Genomic DNA, 16,315 nt, shown 5'->3' on the forward strand with positions numbered 1-16,315 from the left:
TTTGCCTTCGGTAATGAAAAGAGAACAAATCCTGAACAGACAAAAGGAGTCGTTGTCGTGATTCATGCACGCCCCATCATTTTCCTTGCCTGCGCGTCGAGCCTATTCCTCGCCAGTGCGAGTCAAGTCCGCGCTCAATCAAATGAACCGGGTGGGTTGGTCGATCAGCATCACTGCATGTTCTGCCACACATCCGATGCACCCTTTCTTGCGCCTTCGTTCCATCAGATCGCAGATCGTTACCGCAACGTACCGAACGCAACACAGATGCTCGAAATCAAGCTTAGAAAAGGTGGGCGTGCACATTGGGGCGACACGGCCATGCCGCTGCCCCCGGAACGCGGCGGGCCCATCTCAGCAGAGGACGCTCACCAGTTGATCCAATGGGTGATGACGCAATAGCAGCCGACCGACTAACACTCGATAGATGCGGTCTCGTTCCTCGGCTAGCCTTGAGAGATCGCAATGTCACGATGCAAGCGCTCTGGAATGAAATAAAGGCTCCCGAGCGCGTGGAATGGCGGCGCAGCCGCCCCGTTAATGCTGCCGTCTGTCGATATCGGTTGCGGCCTGCAGCCATTGTTCTGCCGCATCGAATGCGCAGCGAACCGCCTCTTCTGGATTTACTTTCGCGCAGTGGCCGATGGGCCAGAGGTCGTGCGCAGGCGTGATGAGGTCGAGGCGAACATCGTACGTAACGCTTCCCGCCTGGGATCGAACCGCTTCTATCGCCAGATGACAGTTCGGGACAAGTGCGCAAAAGCGATTGAGCCGCACGAGTTGAGACGCCGCCTCGGCCTCGAGTTGTGACGTTCCGCAGAAGCCAAGATAGACAATTTGCATACCGATGCCCATTCTTTGCCTCCTACTCTTGCGAGCGTTTCCCGCCACTCGTTCAACCACATGGGGGCTCCCGCACATCATGACTCGCGCCCGGATAGGCTCGTTGACCCACATCAATCTTCAAACGACGCTTCAAAGCGTACAGGAGAGATCGTTCGAACCAACACTGCGACGCGTCTTATCGAATAACCATAACACCATGATCCGTTGATCCGTAAAGCAGGCACCGGGGGTGATCCTGCACGATGCGCTCCACCAGTTCAAGGTGCTTATCACGAGTCTCAACGATCAGGAGAACACACCCGCGCCGTATCGCATCAATGAAATGCCTGTACCGCTCACCCGCCTCCTCGATACCAAGCGTTGTCGACAGCCACTCTCCGAACCCGACGCCAGCGAGCGTAAGTGCCAACACGGCACCTCCCGCGACCGTCACACCAATAGGCAAAAGCATCATCGCAGCAAGCCCTGCGATCGTTCCGACCACCGCGCCTGCTGCTATCCCGCGCGCCACAATCTCCTTGATTTCAGAGTTTTCGACCAGCGGTGCTTCCGGTAATTCGTCAAGCGCGATATCCTGGTTTGCAACAAGGTGAATATGACGACGCTCGATCCCGCCACGCACCATTTCGCCCACTACAGTTCGCGCGACGTCGGGATCGGGGAGGAGAAAATACACTCGGCGCATGCCAAACGCTCCATTCCGGTTTGCGTACTAATCAGGATACGAAGGCATAACCTTGGCGCGTTGATCTGTCTCAATCCCCATGGAAACAGCAATTGGCTGCACATCCGGATCGGGGCTCCGAAGCACATCGCTCCTGCCAGGCACCGACGCCACTCGTTAGTCTTTCGTGCAGTCATCCATTAAAAGCGATGACGCAGCCCGATCGCCGCCACCAGTTGATTGCTGCCTGACGCGCGCGGGAAGTTCGATATCTGGGCGCCATGAATTCCTGTACCCTCAAGCTCGTTGGCTCGCTGATAGATCACTTCGCCGTACACGTCGCTTCGCTGGGAGAGGAAGTACGTGTTTAACAACCCGACCTGATGCCATTTCGGATATCGCGTCCCCGCCGGCGTGTCGAATCGTCCGTAAGTAAAGACGTAGGCAGCGGATATATGCCATTTTGGCGTGACGAAATAGCGCACGTTCACCTCGATGTTATCGAAGCGGACGGCGTCGTGCGGAAGTTTTATCGCGGTGTCCGCCACGTTATTGATCGACGTGGCGTTGTCGAGTCGTGTCTCGCTGAGTACGAGACCGAGCGTCGCTCTGGTAAGCCTATAGTTCCCACCCGCGGCGTAGGTTCGCTGACGGTCCGCGTTAAACGGCGCGCCAGCCGGCTCCGCGCCATCCGTATTGGCAGTAGCCAGATTGGACGCGTGATTGAACTGAAAATAGCCAGCACCAACGCGCATCTCGCCGAGGTGATAGCTGGCGCCAACGCTGTATTCCCGGCTATCGCTAAAGGCACCTGGCTTGTTTGAAAAACCGTAGGTGCCGCCGAACGCGAGTCCATGTATATCCGGACTCGAGTACTTTACTGCGTTGTTCGTGCGAGTGTAATTGTCGAGGTTGTCGTTATCGAAAGGGTGCGCGAACGCCGTCCCGCCGTATGTGGTCCCACCCAGCGCGAACGGTTCGACGTATTGCACGACTGCATCGAATTGCCTGCCCAACGTCAGCGTTCCTTTGCTGCGGGAACTCAACCCTACGAATGACTGGAAGCCAAACAAGCGTCCTTGTTGTGCCGCCGCGCCCGTCATTACCGAGAAGCCGTTTGTCAGCGTCATGATTGCGTTCAGGTCGTTGGTTATCGGATCTTCTCCCGTGAGTATCCAGCGGCTTATGTTGACGTCGCCATTCTTAATCTGCCATGCGGAATGAGCATCTGCTGTGCCTCCTGCATCGCTGACGTAAGCGATCCCTGCATCCATCGAACCCGTGAGCCGCAACGAACCCTGTGCATGCACGGCTGGAGCGGCCATAACGAGAAACACCCCTGACTTCCACCATGCATGAGGGCGAGTCAATCTGATGAACTTGTAAATACTCGTGACGTGCGCGAAACGCGCAGCGGCGTGGCGCTGAGCCGTAGCCTCGAATCTTTTCATTGAACGTTGGACGTTGTGATATTGACGCCGGCCAGTAGTCTCCCTGACTAAACACCGTGGCGCTCGATCTGATTGGCAAGCAAAATCGATCGCCTTTTTACCATCACGTCGCCCGTGCATTGAGACGCCAACCTGTAACAGTCCCTTCTCACACCGAAAGCGAATCGCGCAGATGCACATCCGCTTCCGTCAGATCGACAACCCATTCCTGAGCACACGTCAAAGCGGCATTCATGCAACTTCCTGCAAGGGACCTTTGCTCGACAGCCTCTGATTCGGTTTGTCGCGCTGCCGATAAAGCGTGTGCAGCAAAGAAAAGCCATCACTTGCCGCACCACACGGCACCGTCGACGACACCACATCAAGGTTGGAAAAAATGAAGCTGTCCTTCTCCCAGAAGCTTTGGCTATCACTCGTACTGAGTCTTTCGTGTCTCACGGGAATATATATCCGTGACGCTTTCCAGACGCGACGCATTCAAATGGAAGAGCGAAAAGACGATCTGATGCATGCGACCGAGATCGCACTCGGGGTGGTTAAAGCGCTCGCGGCCGAGAGCGCGTCAGCGACGATGCCGGAGGCCCAGGCCAAAGCGAAAGCCTTGGAAATTCTTCGCAACTCGCGTTATGGAGAGGATGGGTACTTCACCATTCTCGACTCACGACCGGTCATCCTTATGCACCCGATTCATCCGGAAATGAACGGGAAAGACGCGAGCGGTTATCGCGATCCGGACGGCGCTTACGTATTTCGTGACTTTGTCCACGCAGTGGGCCCGCGCGGCAATGGCTTTACCGAATTTTCGTTTCCGCGCCCCGGCGCGCGCGAGGCGTCCCGGAAGATTTCGTATCAGTTGCGCTACGCGCCCTGGGACTGGATCATTTCCACAGGGCTATATGTCGACGACATCGATACGGAGTTCCGCGCTGCGCTGTACCGCAGTCTCGGGTGGCTGGTCGTCGCCGCCGCGTTGCTGTCCGCAGCCGTCGTCGTGCTGAATCGCAATCTGATGCGTTCGCTTGGCGGCGAACCTTCCTATGCCGCTGAAATTGCTGACAGAATCGCTAGCAACGACCTGACGGCTGTCGTCAACGTCGCGCGCGGCGACAGTTCGAGCCTGCTGTTTTCCATGCGACGGATGCAGGCGGAACTCACGGGTACGATCCGCACTATCAGCCGGTCCTCCGACGCAATCGCGTCGAGTGCGCATCAACTCGCAGCCGGGAATCGGGACCTTTCGCAACGAACCGAAGAACAGGCGGCGTCGCTCGAAGAGACGGCCGCGAGCATGGAACAGCTCACTGCAACGGTTACCCAAAACGCGGAGAACTCCAATCAGGCGAGCAGGCTGGCCGAGGAGGCAATGCGAGCAGCCGAGCACGCCGGTAGCATCGTAGACCAGGTCGTCGGTACGATGAACGAGATCAATGCCGACTCCGGAAAAATGGCGACGATCGTGGACATCATCGAGGACATCGCCTTCCAGACCAATATCCTGGCCCTCAATGCCGCCGTTGAAGCAGCACGTGCGGGTGCACTGGGCCGGGGATTTGCCGTGGTAGCGTCGGAAGTCCGTTCCCTTGCACAGCGTTCATCCGGAGCATCGAAGGAGATCCGTGAACTGATTTCCGATTCCGTGCACCGGGTTCAGACTGGAACCCGTTACGTTCAGCAGGCTGGTTCCGCGATGAGTGGCATTACCACTGAAGTCAAACGCGTGACGGGCATCATGACCGAGATAGCATCGGCCTCTCAGGAACAGAGCAAAGGCATCGGCCAGGTCAGTGAGGCGGTGACGCAAATGGATAAAGTGACCCAACAGAATGCCGCCATGGTCGAGGAGGCGGCCGCCGCGTCACGCTCTCTTGAATCTCTCGCCCACGACCTGAACGCCGCGATATCGATGTTCAAGCTGTAACGCCACTGCCGTTAATGCGCTAGACGTGAGTGATTGCAGCAAACGCAATCCGTGCGGTAATCGGTAACGAACTGTTCCACGATTCGCCCGGAATTCAAGGCGTTCGACTATATACAATCCGGTTCATCGTTCAAATGCCATCGAGGTCAATCATGTTGAGCGACGAGGCACATGGGCATCGGGATCGGTCCGTCCGGTCTTTCCTTCGGTGGGCCAGGACAAGCGATCGTTTTACAGCAAGCACCAGGCACTTGTTTGCCGACCTACCCGCTCATCCGTGAAGCGGTATGCACCGCGCCGGCATGCAACGCCGGCGCGAAGATATTGCACCGTTGCCGTTTGTTAGAACACGTGCAGCAGTGCAACGCGGTAGACCATCTGGTTGCGACCCGAAGACACGTCTGCCGAGCCTGGAATGTTCGCAAAGTCGAAATCGGTGCCCGTATTTGCACTGACCGCATGCTGATAGGCACCTTCAGCGAACACCGACGTTCGTGCTGACAGATCATAATTCAGCTTCATGCTGAGTTGATGCCACTTCGGATCGAACTTCCCAACGGTTGAGGAAAGCTGAGCCTGGGTGTACGTGTAGCATGCGCCGAGATAGAGAGCGGGTGTGAAATGATAGAGTCCGCTCACTTCGAAGTTATCGAACTTCCATGCGTTCCATGTGCCGCCAGTTGGTTGGGTGGTGCCGGTGAAGTACGCATTCGATGTTGGCGCATAGACGTCGACATGCGAATAGGCAAATCCAACCAGCGTCTTGCCAAACGTGTAGTTGACGCCAACCCCGATGTTCTGCTGTGAACGTGCATTGAACGTATTGTCGCTTGTCACCGCTCCTGACGAATTGGCGGACGACGAGGTCGAAGAGCTCGCGTTATTCAGCTTGAGATACGAGCCACCCACCTGTAGCCCTCCGTTCTGATACTGCGCACCGAAACCGTACAACCGGTTGTTTGAGAATCCCCCCGCCTGGTTGCTGAATGCGTACATGGCCTCTGCGCTGAAGCCATGAATGTTCGGCGTAACGTACTTGACCGAGTTGTTGACCCGAAACGAGTAATCGGTATTGTCGTTATCGTAAGGGTGTGAAAACAGATAACCCGTCCAATTGCCATTCGCCGTCATGGGAGAAAACATATCGACGCTGGGGTCGTACTGTCTGCCGACTGTCACTGTGCCATACCGATCGGACGCGATGCCGACAAAGGCTTGCCTGCCAAACTCTCTTCCACCCTGCCCCATCTTTCCCGTATTGACGTCGAAACCGCTTTCAAGCTGGAAGATAGCCTGGTAACCGTCTCCCAACGTCTCATTGCCCTTTAGACCCCAGCGGCTTCCGTAGTCGTAACCACTTTGCATCTGGTATGCGTCGTGGCCGCGCGCATTGGTCGTGTAATTAAAGCCATCTTCTATTTTCCCGTAAAGCGTGACGCTGCTTTGTGCGTTTGCCGATGTCGCGATCACAAGTGCTGGCAACACCAGACATATTTCTTTTCTCACCACCGCTAGCCCCCTTCCGTTGAATGTACTGACGTATCGTCGAACAGCCGATCAATGATCGCGCCACAGGACATCCGCGAACACGAATCAATCGATCGACGCCGAACGTTAAGTCATTCAAATTTCCTCGCGTATCCGCGAAGCTGGAAAGGTCCTTTACGCCTCACACAACACTTCATTCGTGGCTTGATGTTCATCGCACAGAATCCTCATCTACGTGGCCCTCCTGACTCCGATGAACCCTGATCCCCCTCGTCATAACTCCCATGTTCCTGTGGCGCAGTGCTATTGCGATGCACTGCAGCAGCACCTTCGGCGGCGAGGTTTTTGTCCCGGCAATGCGGATCTCTGCCTGCGCCGAAACGCGATCCCGCGAGTCGGAGCTCGATGATTTCCGCTTTGAGCTGATCTCTCGTGAGATCGGGAGATGACTGTGCAAGCACCCAAACAGGAACAGCAAGGACAAGCGCGACGGGCGCCACCTGAATGAAACGAAGCAGATTCGATTTCAAACTGAGACCTTACGGTAACGATGACTCTCGACACGACACCTGGTTTGAGGTTTCGCGCAGTCTACTTGTGTGACAGTTGCTCGTGAACCGTGGCAACTGGAAGGGATTGTTCCGGAAAGCGCTCTTGTTCCGGCCTGGCCGCTCGGGTGAGCGTCCTGAACTTCGTTATAGAAGTGAGTCCGTGTACAAACGCGGTCGTTTAACCTTTGCGCGATCTAAGTCACGGAGGTTTGCGTACGGTCGCATTGACCGATTCATTGCGAGGCTGATCCAGATCAATCGCGCAGAGGCACGCCAGTGACTTAATTGTCTTATCTCGAAACCCGCGAGGTCGCGACATGAAGAACCTGGCCGACTTATTGCCGCATGCATCCGTGCCTGCGCCGCAGGCAAAACCCGCCGTATCACCGACGAAACCTCTGCGCCTTGGTTTGCTCACGGCGCTGGTCATTGGCTCGATGATAGGTAGCGGAGTCTTTTCGCTTCCGCAGAACATGGCATCGGGAGCGGGCGCGGGCGCGATCCTGCTCGGCTGGCTGATCACAGGCATCGGCATGCTGATGCTCGCCTTCGTCTATCAAACACTTGCCAGCCGCCAACCGGATCTCAACAACGGCATCTACGCGTACGCGCGCGCCAGCGCCGGCGAATTTGTCGGCTTTAACTCGGCGTGGGGTTACTGGGTCAGCGCGTGGATCGGAAACGTCGGTTACCTTGTCATTGTGTTCGGCACGCTCGGCTATTTCTTTCCTGTGTTCGGCGACGGAAACACGCGCGCGGCCGTGCTTGGCGCGTCGATCGTCCTATGGATCATGCACGCGGTGATACTGCGTGGTGTACGCGGTGCGGCGGTGCTCAACGCAGTTTCGACGATCGCGAAGATCATCCCCCTTCTCCTGTTCATCGTGCTTGCGATGGCTGCATTCAGGAGCCACATTTTCACGCAGGACTTCTGGGGCGCGGCAAAGCTGGGCAGCGCGTTCGCGCAGGTAAAAAGCACGATGCTAATCACTGTGTGGGTGTTCATCGGTATCGAGGGGGCCAGTGTATTTTCAGCGCGTGCGCAACATCGCGAGGACGTTGGGCGCGCGACGCTGATCGGCTTCTTCGTCGTGCTGCTGTTGCTGATGGCGGTGTCGCTCCTGTCGCTTGGGATTGTCTCTCAGGGCGAACTGGCGGCGATGAAAAACCCGTCAATGGCGGGTGTACTCGATAAGGCAGTCGGCAGATGGGGCGCCGTGCTGATCAGCATCGGCCTGCTTGTCTCAGTTGGCGGTGCCTTGCTGGCCTGGACGCTGCTCGCTGCTGAAACGCTGTTCACTCCGGCGAGCGACGGCGTGATGCCAGCATTCCTGTCGCGCGAGAACATCCACGGCGTGCCTGCCAATGCACTCTGGGTGACCAACGGCCTGGTACAGCTTTTTCTCATCATCACGCTGGTTTCGAACGCGACCTATCAGGCGCTCATCTCGCTCGCGACCTCGATGATCCTCGTGCCGTATCTGTTCTCGGCGATATACGCCACACGCATTGCGGTGCGCGGCGAAGGCTATGCACAGCCGGATCGCGCGAGGTCTCGCGACATTGCAATCGGCGCAATGGCAACCGCGTACTGCTGCTGGCTGCTGTACGCGGCCGGGCCGAAATATCTGTTGCTCTCCGCTCTGCTCTACGCGCCCGGCGCAATCCTCTATTGCTGGGCGAAACGCGAACGCGGAACCCGCCTGTTCAAGCCTTTCGAGCTTCTGCTCCTTGCAGCGCTCGGTACCCTTGCCGTCATTGCCGGCTGGCTGCTGTGGAACGGCGGACTTAGCCTGTAGACCACGAAGGATAAAAAGGAGAATAACCATGACGCATGGCGTGTATTCCGAAGTGGGCACCTTGCGCGAAGTGATCGTCTGTCGCCCGGGACTCGCTCAGGCGCGCCTGACGCCCGCCAACTGCCATGACCTTCTGTTCGACGACGTGCTTTGGGTATCGCGGGCAAAGACCGATCACTATGCATCCGTCAGCACGATGGAAGAGCATGGCGTCGAGGTGCTGGAAATGCATGATCTTCTTGCAGACATCCTGCAAGGGCGGGAAGCCCGCGAGTGGATTCTCGAACGCAAGCTAACGCCAGGCGTCGTCGATGCAGAACTGGGCGCACAGCTCGTGCCCTGGTTTGACGAAATGAAGCCGGAAGAACTCGCTGCAGAGGTTTTCTCGAAGATCAGCGCGATGTTCTTGCCTGTGAGCCTGCGAACCGATTCCGCCAGTTCGCAACTCGGCCGCAAGGAATCGCTGAAAGACACCGCGCGTGTGTTGGGGCGCCTCTACGACGGAATTGAGTATCGTGGCTTTCATCAGACGACCGTCGAAGAACTGGCCGCGTACTCACATGTTCCCGTCTGGAACGGCTTGACCGACGAGTTCCATCCGACTCAGGTGTTGGCCGACCTCCTGTCCATGCAGGAGTTCGGTGATAAACCATTGCATGAACTGTCGTTCTGTTATCTGGGTGACGCTCGCTTCGACATGGGTAATTCGCTAGATTGCAGCACGAACGCAACACTACTGCCCAGCCCCGTCATCAATGCTCGTGCGGCGACATGGGCTGGAGCCTTGAGTCCGTGATAACGCGGTAGTTATCGCGGCACGAAGCACTTCCAGCGTATCCGGAATCGCGCGAAGAGTGATGAGCTTCGATCGAGCGGCACCGAACCAACGATGACGAGCGCGCACTCGCAGAACGGCGGCCGCGCGGGCGTTTTTAAAAGACGCATCGTACCGGCTATTGCGCGTATAGTGATTTCACATGCCACTCCCGGCGTGAAAAGGGAGCGATCATGGAAACGCAGGTCTCTACGTCATATCGTGGGTACACAATCGACGTCTCAATCCGACCCAGCGAATCAGATTGGATGAAGGGTCGTCTCCGGTATGCAGCTTCGTGGGTGATCATTCCACCGGATGTATCGGCGAGACAGGTCGAGAACCTGACGGAGCCATCCAGATTCCTGACGCGCGATGCCGCATTGACGTATGCCGAGCACACGGCAAGGAAATTCATCGACGACTGCTTCGCGCCTGCCCCGGCGAACAGGCCGCAATGTTGAACCCCATTCTCTTCCCCGGCGCATTACGCGCGAGGCGCTCATGTTTCGAGTGATCCCATATCGCGGCTTCGAGATCCGCGTAACGTTGACGCCAGTTGAGCGCGACCTTTACAGCGTCACGTTCCAGATAACGGGGCACAACATCAGTGCTGACAATCTGGATGGTGCGCTCATCAAAGTTCGCCATGGTCCTTTCACGGAACGTTGGGCGTATCTGGTCGCGGAAATTGCTGGGCAAGCGGCGATCGACGTCCTGGCAGGGCCGCAAGGTGACTGACCAGTAACGCCTGAGTTTTGCCACCCTCGGACTTCCGGCAGCTCTTTTTGCGCGTCTGAGAACCGGATACCTTCCAGCCGCCTACTGCTAAGGCCGGACAGTATCGATGCAAGTGACTCACCGCAGATGGCAATGGGCTATGTGACGCATCTGGCCTTCGACCTGGCGAGAGTCAGTCTCGAACAGTTCCGCGACGGAACACACAATAATCAACGAGAAGCACCCGCCGGGACGCAGTACGACGCCCGCAGTGGCGGCAAGCGAGATGCCCCAGGAGAGGAAAGTCGGATTCATGTAGTAAGCGAGTTGGGACTGGCCCGATCGCGGCGAATGCCGCAGGCCATCTTCAGGGAGGTGCCGAACCGCAACCACAGCGCGAGCGAACCCGTCGACACAGCGCCCAGCACGAGAAATGCCGTCGCGTAGCCGAAGTGCTGCGCAAGCATGCCGCCCAACGCAGGGCTCAGCGCGGCACCGGCGCCCTGCACCGTCATCACCACGCCCTGACCCACATTCACGCGCCCGGTGCCCTGCAGCAGCCGCACGACGAGCGCCGGAACAGCGACGCTTTGCAGCCCCGCTCCAACGCCATCGAGCGCCTGCACGGGCCACACGCCCCAGGCCGTGATGAACATTGCTGCGACGAGGCCACGCAGCGGCAACGCGAGAAAGGTGATCAGGATGACCCGCCAGTACCCGAGTCGCTCGATCAGCCGGTTCGCGACGCACGCCGCGGCCACCATCACCAGTTGCGCGACCACGATTGTTTGCGCGGTGAACGCGCTCGGATCGCCCTTGTGCGCGGCGACGACGGCAAGGCCGTAGAGCGGCAGCATCGCGGCATTGCCGAGATGAAACATCGCGAGCGCGGCGGACAGCAGCAGCAATGGCCGGCAGGTCAGTAACACGCGAAAACCGCTCGCGTGCTCGTGCTCCTGTGCGGACGACGTCGCGGCTAGCCCCCGTGCGCTGTCGTGATCGATCGAATCGCGACGGATCAGCAGCGTCGAGATGACGGACAATGCACCGAAGCCGCCCGCAAGCGCGAAGATCGCGCCGAACCCATAGCGCCAGCCCAGCCAGCCCGACAACGCCGCACCGACGACATTGCCCGCGTGATTGGCCACCTGGTTGCGGCCGAACTGCCGGTCGAAGCCGCGTTCATGGAAGATTCCAAGCGTCACGCCTGCCACCGCAGGCCCAAGCGCGGCGCCCGTGACCGCCGTGAGAATCTGCGATGCCGCAACCATCCAGTACGAATGCGCCACCCACAGCACGAGCGAAGCGAGCGTTGTCATCACGCCAGCCGTGACGATGATGCCGCGCTTGTACCGGCTTGCGTCGACGAGTGCGCCGGCTGGCGACGTAGCGAGCATGCCCGCGATGCCGCCAAGCGTCATCACCGTACCGATCGCATCGGTATGCCAGCCCTGCGCCTGCAGAAAGACGCCGAGAAACGGCCCGATGCCCGCCTGCACATCGGCCATGAAGAAGTTCAGTGCTTCGAGCGCGTACTGGGGGGGCATCGGTCGCTCACCGTTGTTCTCTACTGATTCGCCGTCGCAACGCTTTACGCGTCAACTGCTGCGTCGACCAGTTCGGCGATCTCGTCCACTTCGATGGTTCGCCCGTGCCTGGTCCCGATGCCGTGCCCCCACGCCTGAACGTGCACCTTCGGCATGAGGTATGACGCCAGTTCGGCGGCCGCATGCGGCGGCATGCGCAACGACGTGCCATCGTCCAGCAGCGCGCCGCGCAGCTCGCCCTTCGGACCGAATAGCGGCAGCACCACTTCGCCGCTCGCCTGCATCGGTCTGCGCTCCACTTCCGGCCGCTGATGTTTCTCGCCGTCGTGATGCGGACCTTCGTCGAGAATGACCCTGCCCGTCTTCGTCGTGACTGACACGGCCGCGATCATGTCTGCGCTGCGCGGCTTTACGCCTCGCACGCGGATCTCGTCGCCCACCGCCACATGCCGCGCGATCTGTCGCGACAGGTGGGGCGGAAAGTGAACCTGCCGCGGTTGACGCGAACCGAGCACCAGGCCGTCGAGTTCGCCGTGCGGGTTCAAGAGAAAACGCGTCACCGTGCCGCGTGTTTCGGGGAGGCTGTCGGGATCGATCCAATGCATGTCGCTAGTCCTTTTTTTCGCTGATGGTTTATCTGGCTGAAGTCATACGCAGCACGAGGCCAGGAATCATAGGTGTGACCTCATAGGTGTGGCTCAAGGCGCCGGTAGCGCGCGGTCGTAGAGCCGGGTCAGGTTGCCGGGCGATCCGAATGCCGTCGCCTGCAATGCCGTGCCGTACTGGTTTCGGGTGCCATAGCCCTGCGCAGAAACCTTCACGCCCGTTTGCACGAGCGTTGGAAACTGCTGGGCGACCGGCGGTGTGAGCTTGATCACGGTGCCGTCGGCGAGAATCACGCCATCGGGTTCGCCGCGCGGTGCAGTCGTGACGTGCGCCACCTGGCCCTGCGCGCTCAGGCGCGACAGCCCCGCGCCGCGCAGTTCACGCGGCAGCGGCAGCGCCCCCGGCTGCGGCGGCTGATCCACCAGTTGCTGGCCGCTGCGGGTGTCGATGATGCGCTGCGCCGTCAGATTGCCGGCCGCATTCCGCCACCCGCTAACCTGCACCTCGTCGCCCAGGCGAACCGTCGCGGTGAGCTGTGCGCCCATGTGCGGCGGGAAATGCACGAGCACGCCGTCGCTCGTCAGAAAGCCATCGACATCGCCATCCGGATTGATGAGAAAGCGCGAGACGGTGCCCTGCGCGGTAACAGCAGGCCCGACGTCGGCAAGCGGCCCGCCGCCGCGCGGCGGCGGGAACGGCACCATAGGAGCCATGTCTCGCGGCGGTACGGGTGGCATCGCGCCTGTCGCGACGGGAGGCGGAGGCGCAGCGGGCGGCTCGGGTTGCGTCTGGGCCGCGCATCCCGCGCTCGCCACGACGAGCGCCGTAACATGGATTGCATTCAGGACGCGCGCCGTCGCATGGCGGCGCGGGTACTTCGGTATCGCTTGCATGGTCCACTCCTTCAATTGGCGTGGAGTGTTTTGCAAGGCCTATGCCATTGACCGAAAGCCCGTGGCGCCGGGCAGCGATGCGATTGAGCCGGAACGCAGTGTCAAGCAACCGGACAGTTGCCGTCCGTTTTTCCGACACCTGGGCACGTCAGGCATCAGAGTCGGACAGGCCCAGACTCGCCAGACGCGTGTAGAGCGACTGCCGGCTGATGCCGAGCCGGCGCGCCGCTTCGGCGCGATTGCCATCGGCGAGCGCGAGCGCTCGCGTAATCAACGCACGTTCAAGTTGTGCGAGCGCTTCGTTCAGTGGAAGTTCGATGAGGCTCGCGGGAATCGCGTCGGCCGGGTGCGTGCCTGAGTCGAACAGGAAGGCGAAGTCTTCACGCGTGAGCAGCGAAGAGGACGCGAGCGCATGCGCGCGCTCGATCGCGTTCGCCAGTTCGCGCACGTTGCCAGGCCAGGTGAAGCTGACGAGCAGGCGCTGGGCGTCGGCGGAGAGATGCTTGCGCGCCTCGTCGGACGGTCCTGCCAGCGCCACGAGAAAGTGTTCAGCCAGCGGCAGGATGTCCGCTATCCGCTCTCGCAAGGGCGGCATGTACAGCGGAATCACATTGAGCCGGTACAACAGATCCTGGCGAAACGTGCCCGCTGCGACCATGCCCGGCAGGTCGCGATGGGTCGCGGCTACGAGGCGTACGTCGACTGCAATCGTGCGGCTGGTACCGAGCGGCGTAATCGCCCGCTCCTGCAGCACGCGAAGCAGCTTAGCCTGCATCGCCAGCGGCATGTCGCCCACCTCGTCGAGAAAGAGCGTGCCGCCGTGCGCCTCTTCGAAACGGCCGCGCCGCTCCGCATGGGCCCCCGTGAACGCACCCTTGCCATGGCCGAACAGCTCGCTCTCGAGCAGATCCTGCGGAATCGCCGCGCAATTCACCGCAACGAACGGACCGTCGGCGCGCGCTGACGCACGATGCAGCACGCGCGCGGCCACTTCCTTGCCGGTGCCCGTTTCGCCTGTGATCAACACGGTCGAGTTCGTGCCCGCCGCACGGCCGAGGCGCTTCTGTACGTCGCGCATGGCTTCGCTGACCCCAAGCAACTGCGGTTCACGTGAAGACGGCTCCTCCGCAAACGCCTGCGCCGCTTCAGGCGCCGGCGCATCGACACGGGCCGCAAGGATGCGCTCAAGGAGTCTCGCGATCTCGTCGCGGCCGACCGGCTTCGTCAAGTGCTCCCAGGCTCCGAGCCGCATCGCGCGGATCGTGTTGTCGCTGGTCGCATACGCGGTCAGCATCACAACGGGAACCTGCTGCGGACCTGTCAGTCCGCGCAGCGACTCGAGCACCGAGAGACCATCCGCGTCCGGCAACCGGAAGTCGAGAAAGATACAGTCGGGCATCGGATGCTCACGCAACGATTCAAGCGCTGCTTCACCCGAGCGCGCCTCGAGCGGCGTGTGGCCAAGGTCGCGGACAGTTTCTGCGAGGCCGTCGCGAAAGGCGTCGTCGTCGTCGATGATCAGGATGGTCGCCATGGTATGTCGATCACAAAGCAGGTCTGATTGGACTCCTGGGCGAGCCACGCGCGGCCGCCATGGGCCGACGCGATCTCGCGAACCACAGCAAGGCCGAGACCCGATCCGTCGGGCCGGCCCGTCACGAATGGCTCGAAGATGCGCTCGCGTTCGTCTGCCTTCACGCCGGGACCATCGTCGAGCACCTCGAGCCTGAGCCGCTTGCCGCCGTCCTGGGTCGTGGCACGTGCCCGGACCGTGACCTGTCCGCCGGACGGCGCATGCCGCAGTGCGTTGACGATCAGGTTATCGAGCGCGCGTGCCAGTTGCGCGGCATCGAAAGCGGGACGCGTGGCACAGGAATCGGCTTGCGACGTCAACGATAGGTGCCGGTTCTCTGCGCCCGCTTCATGCGGACGAACGACATCGGAGAGCCACGCGGGCAGATCGACTTCCTGGGCGCGAATGATGACCGGCTGGGTTAGCGCAAGCAGGCTCGCGAGCTGCGACTCGACACGCCCGACCTGCTCGATGACGGTTCTCAAGGCAGCCTCCCGGCGTGCCTCGTCACCCGCGAGCGCGTTTTCCGCCTTGAGCCGCATCGCCCCTACGGGATTGCGGATTTCATGCGCGATCTGCGCGGCCATCTTGCCCAGCGCGCCGAAGCGCTCCGCCTGCCCGAGCTTTGCGCGCAGTTCGCCCGCTTCACGCTGAAGACGGTCGGCGCGCTCGACGTATCGATTGAGCGCGTCGACGATGTTGTCCAGATCCCGTTCGCCGAGCCGCTCGATGTGCCTGCCCTGTTCAAGCCTGCCGTTCGGCGCAAGTGCCAGTTCGAGTTGCGTGAGATTACGCTTCCAGCGCCTGAAGGCCATGGCGAGCAAGAGCGCCAGCACCACGATGATCGCGAGTACGCCTGCCAGCAAGGTCGCCGCGCGCTGACCATACGGCCCGAACGGCGGGCGCGCGCGCGTGAGCACCCATGCGAAGAGCCCGGCATGATGCGGGACGGGGCAGGCGACGGCGATCACTGCATCAGCACTCGCGGGTACGACGTCCGCCCGCATCTGGCCGGTGCTGGCTACATTGTGCAGCGTGCGGAGAATGAGCGGCGTTTCCGCCTCGGGGATGTCGCGCTTCACGCCGCTGCCTTCATAGGTCGGAAACGCATACGCGAGAAAGCCATTCGGTGCGCCGGCCGTGGGTGCGACACTCCAGAAGCCGCCTTCGATACCCTCCGTGCGGATCAGCACGAGATCGAGCACGGCATGCATGAGATCGACGTCAGCTTCATCCGGCCGCCGTATCGACAGATCGTAGCGCGATGCAACCGCCGTGCACGTCGCTGTCGCCTGTTGTTTCGCGGCATCGACACGCTCTCCGAGTGCCGACGACAGCATCAGCCACACGGCTACGATCAACATGCCACACAGGATGGCGACAAGTATCCACAGTACGTAAAGCTGGGTGGAGAACGACGGTCTCGGCATAAGGAGCCTGCACGG

13 protein-coding genes and 2 pseudogenes are annotated in these 16,315 nt (G+C 60.3%); 6 read left to right on the top strand and 9 right to left on the bottom strand.

Translation table 11 applies throughout. The features are described 5' to 3' along the window. Positions 1-57: 57 nt before the first annotated feature. Complete coding sequence (locus tag C2L66_RS23755) at positions 58-402, top strand: c-type cytochrome (RefSeq protein WP_062916716.1); 345 nt, start codon at positions 58-60, stop codon at positions 400-402. A gap of 135 nt (positions 403-537) precedes the next feature. Here C2L66_RS23755 and C2L66_RS23760 read toward each other — a convergent pair whose 3' ends face one another. From C2L66_RS23760 to C2L66_RS23770, 3 genes are all read right to left on the bottom strand, one after another. Then, positions 538-855: a hypothetical protein gene (locus C2L66_RS23760; protein WP_060607260.1), complete on the bottom strand. Its 318-nt coding sequence runs from the start codon at positions 853-855 to the stop codon at positions 538-540. A gap of 166 nt (positions 856-1,021) precedes the next feature. Beyond that, positions 1,022-1,531: a hypothetical protein gene (locus C2L66_RS23765; RefSeq protein WP_060606282.1), complete on the bottom strand. Its 510-nt coding sequence runs from the start codon at positions 1,529-1,531 to the stop codon at positions 1,022-1,024. A 179-nt stretch (positions 1,532-1,710) separates the two neighbouring features. Next, positions 1,711-2,835 carry a porin gene (locus C2L66_RS23770; RefSeq protein WP_060607257.1) on the bottom strand — a complete coding sequence of 375 codons (1,125 nt, stop codon included), beginning with the start codon at positions 2,833-2,835 and terminating at the stop codon, positions 1,711-1,713. 502 nt (positions 2,836-3,337) lie between these two features. Here C2L66_RS23770 and C2L66_RS23775 point away from each other — a divergent pair. Continuing rightward, entirely contained in the window at positions 3,338-4,879 is a 1,542-nt protein-coding gene (locus C2L66_RS23775; protein WP_060606278.1) for a methyl-accepting chemotaxis protein, read from the top strand. A 342-nt stretch (positions 4,880-5,221) separates the two neighbouring features. On the opposite strand, the gene C2L66_RS23780 is transcribed toward C2L66_RS23775, so the two are convergent. Next, complete coding sequence (locus C2L66_RS23780) at positions 5,222-6,385, bottom strand: porin (RefSeq protein ID WP_054935076.1); 1,164 nt, start codon at positions 6,383-6,385, stop codon at positions 5,222-5,224. A gap of 850 nt (positions 6,386-7,235) precedes the next feature. On the opposite strand from C2L66_RS23780, the gene arcD reads away from it, so the two are divergent. The 4 genes and pseudogenes from arcD (at position 7,236) to C2L66_RS23800 (ending at position 10,272) form a co-directional block, all read left to right on the top strand. Further along, positions 7,236-8,717, top strand: a complete 1,482-nt coding sequence (gene arcD / locus C2L66_RS23785) for an arginine-ornithine antiporter (RefSeq protein ID WP_060606275.1) — start codon at positions 7,236-7,238, stop codon at positions 8,715-8,717. Between the two features lie 28 nt (positions 8,718-8,745). Further along, positions 8,746-9,129: pseudogene (locus C2L66_RS23790) on the top strand (arginine deiminase family protein); the annotation flags it as partial. A gap of 15 nt (positions 9,130-9,144) precedes the next feature. Next, positions 9,145-9,429: pseudogene (locus C2L66_RS23795) on the top strand (ornithine carbamoyltransferase); the annotation flags it as partial. A 606-nt stretch (positions 9,430-10,035) separates the two neighbouring features. Continuing rightward, on the top strand, positions 10,036-10,272 hold the full coding sequence (locus C2L66_RS23800) for a hypothetical protein (protein ID WP_054935060.1): 237 nt from the start codon (positions 10,036-10,038) through the stop codon (positions 10,270-10,272). 290 nt (positions 10,273-10,562) lie between these two features. Here C2L66_RS23800 and C2L66_RS23805 read toward each other — a convergent pair whose 3' ends face one another. The 5 genes from C2L66_RS23805 to C2L66_RS23825 form a co-directional block, all read right to left on the bottom strand. Beyond that, complete coding sequence (locus C2L66_RS23805) at positions 10,563-11,798, bottom strand: MFS transporter (protein WP_060606265.1); 1,236 nt, start codon at positions 11,796-11,798, stop codon at positions 10,563-10,565. Positions 11,799-11,842: 44 nt separating this feature from the next. Further along, the gene (locus C2L66_RS23810; protein WP_054935062.1) at positions 11,843-12,403 is read right to left on the bottom strand and encodes a hypothetical protein; all 561 of its coding nucleotides are present in this window, start codon (positions 12,401-12,403) and stop codon (positions 11,843-11,845) included. Between the two features lie 93 nt (positions 12,404-12,496). Next, positions 12,497-13,297 (bottom strand): hypothetical protein, encoded by an 801-nt coding sequence (locus tag C2L66_RS23815; RefSeq protein WP_060606263.1) that lies wholly within the window; start codon positions 13,295-13,297, stop codon positions 12,497-12,499. Between the two features lie 148 nt (positions 13,298-13,445). Next, positions 13,446-14,831 (bottom strand): sigma-54-dependent transcriptional regulator, encoded by a 1,386-nt coding sequence (locus C2L66_RS23820; RefSeq protein ID WP_060606260.1) that lies wholly within the window; start codon positions 14,829-14,831, stop codon positions 13,446-13,448. After that, a complete protein-coding gene (locus C2L66_RS23825; protein WP_060606257.1) occupies positions 14,816-16,300 on the bottom strand; it encodes a sensor histidine kinase in 1,485 nt (494 codons plus the stop codon). Before C2L66_RS23825 ends, C2L66_RS23820 begins: the two co-directional genes overlap by 16 nt. Positions 16,301-16,315 lie beyond the last annotated feature (15 nt).

It is taken from the genome of Paraburkholderia caribensis, assembly GCF_002902945.1.
Lineage (GTDB): Bacteria > Pseudomonadota > Gammaproteobacteria > Burkholderiales > Burkholderiaceae > Paraburkholderia > Paraburkholderia caribensis.

What these genes read in the sequence shown, in the direction of transcription:
- C2L66_RS23765 (WP_060606282.1), bottom strand. Translation starts at nt 1,531, where the DNA reads ATGCGCCGAGTGTATTTTCTCCTCCCCGATCCCGACGTCGCGCGAACT.
- C2L66_RS23805 (WP_060606265.1), bottom strand. Translation starts at nt 11,798, where the DNA reads ATGCCCCCCCAGTACGCGCTCGAAGCACTGAACTTCTTCATGGCCGAT.
- C2L66_RS23800 (WP_054935060.1), top strand. Translation starts at nt 10,036, where the DNA reads ATGTTTCGAGTGATCCCATATCGCGGCTTCGAGATCCGCGTAACGTTG.
- C2L66_RS23760 (WP_060607260.1), bottom strand. Translation starts at nt 855, where the DNA reads ATGGGCATCGGTATGCAAATTGTCTATCTTGGCTTCTGCGGAACGTCA.
- C2L66_RS23815 (WP_060606263.1), bottom strand. Translation starts at nt 13,297, where the DNA reads ATGCAAGCGATACCGAAGTACCCGCGCCGCCATGCGACGGCGCGCGTC.
- C2L66_RS23770 (WP_060607257.1), bottom strand. Translation starts at nt 2,835, where the DNA reads ATGGCCGCTCCAGCCGTGCATGCACAGGGTTCGTTGCGGCTCACGGGT.
- C2L66_RS23825 (WP_060606257.1), bottom strand. Translation starts at nt 16,300, where the DNA reads ATGCCGAGACCGTCGTTCTCCACCCAGCTTTACGTACTGTGGATACTT.
- arcD (WP_060606275.1), top strand. Translation starts at nt 7,236, where the DNA reads ATGAAGAACCTGGCCGACTTATTGCCGCATGCATCCGTGCCTGCGCCG.
- C2L66_RS23775 (WP_060606278.1), top strand. Translation starts at nt 3,338, where the DNA reads ATGAAGCTGTCCTTCTCCCAGAAGCTTTGGCTATCACTCGTACTGAGT.
- C2L66_RS23810 (WP_054935062.1), bottom strand. Translation starts at nt 12,403, where the DNA reads ATGCATTGGATCGATCCCGACAGCCTCCCCGAAACACGCGGCACGGTG.
- C2L66_RS23820 (WP_060606260.1), bottom strand. Translation starts at nt 14,831, where the DNA reads ATGGCGACCATCCTGATCATCGACGACGACGACGCCTTTCGCGACGGC.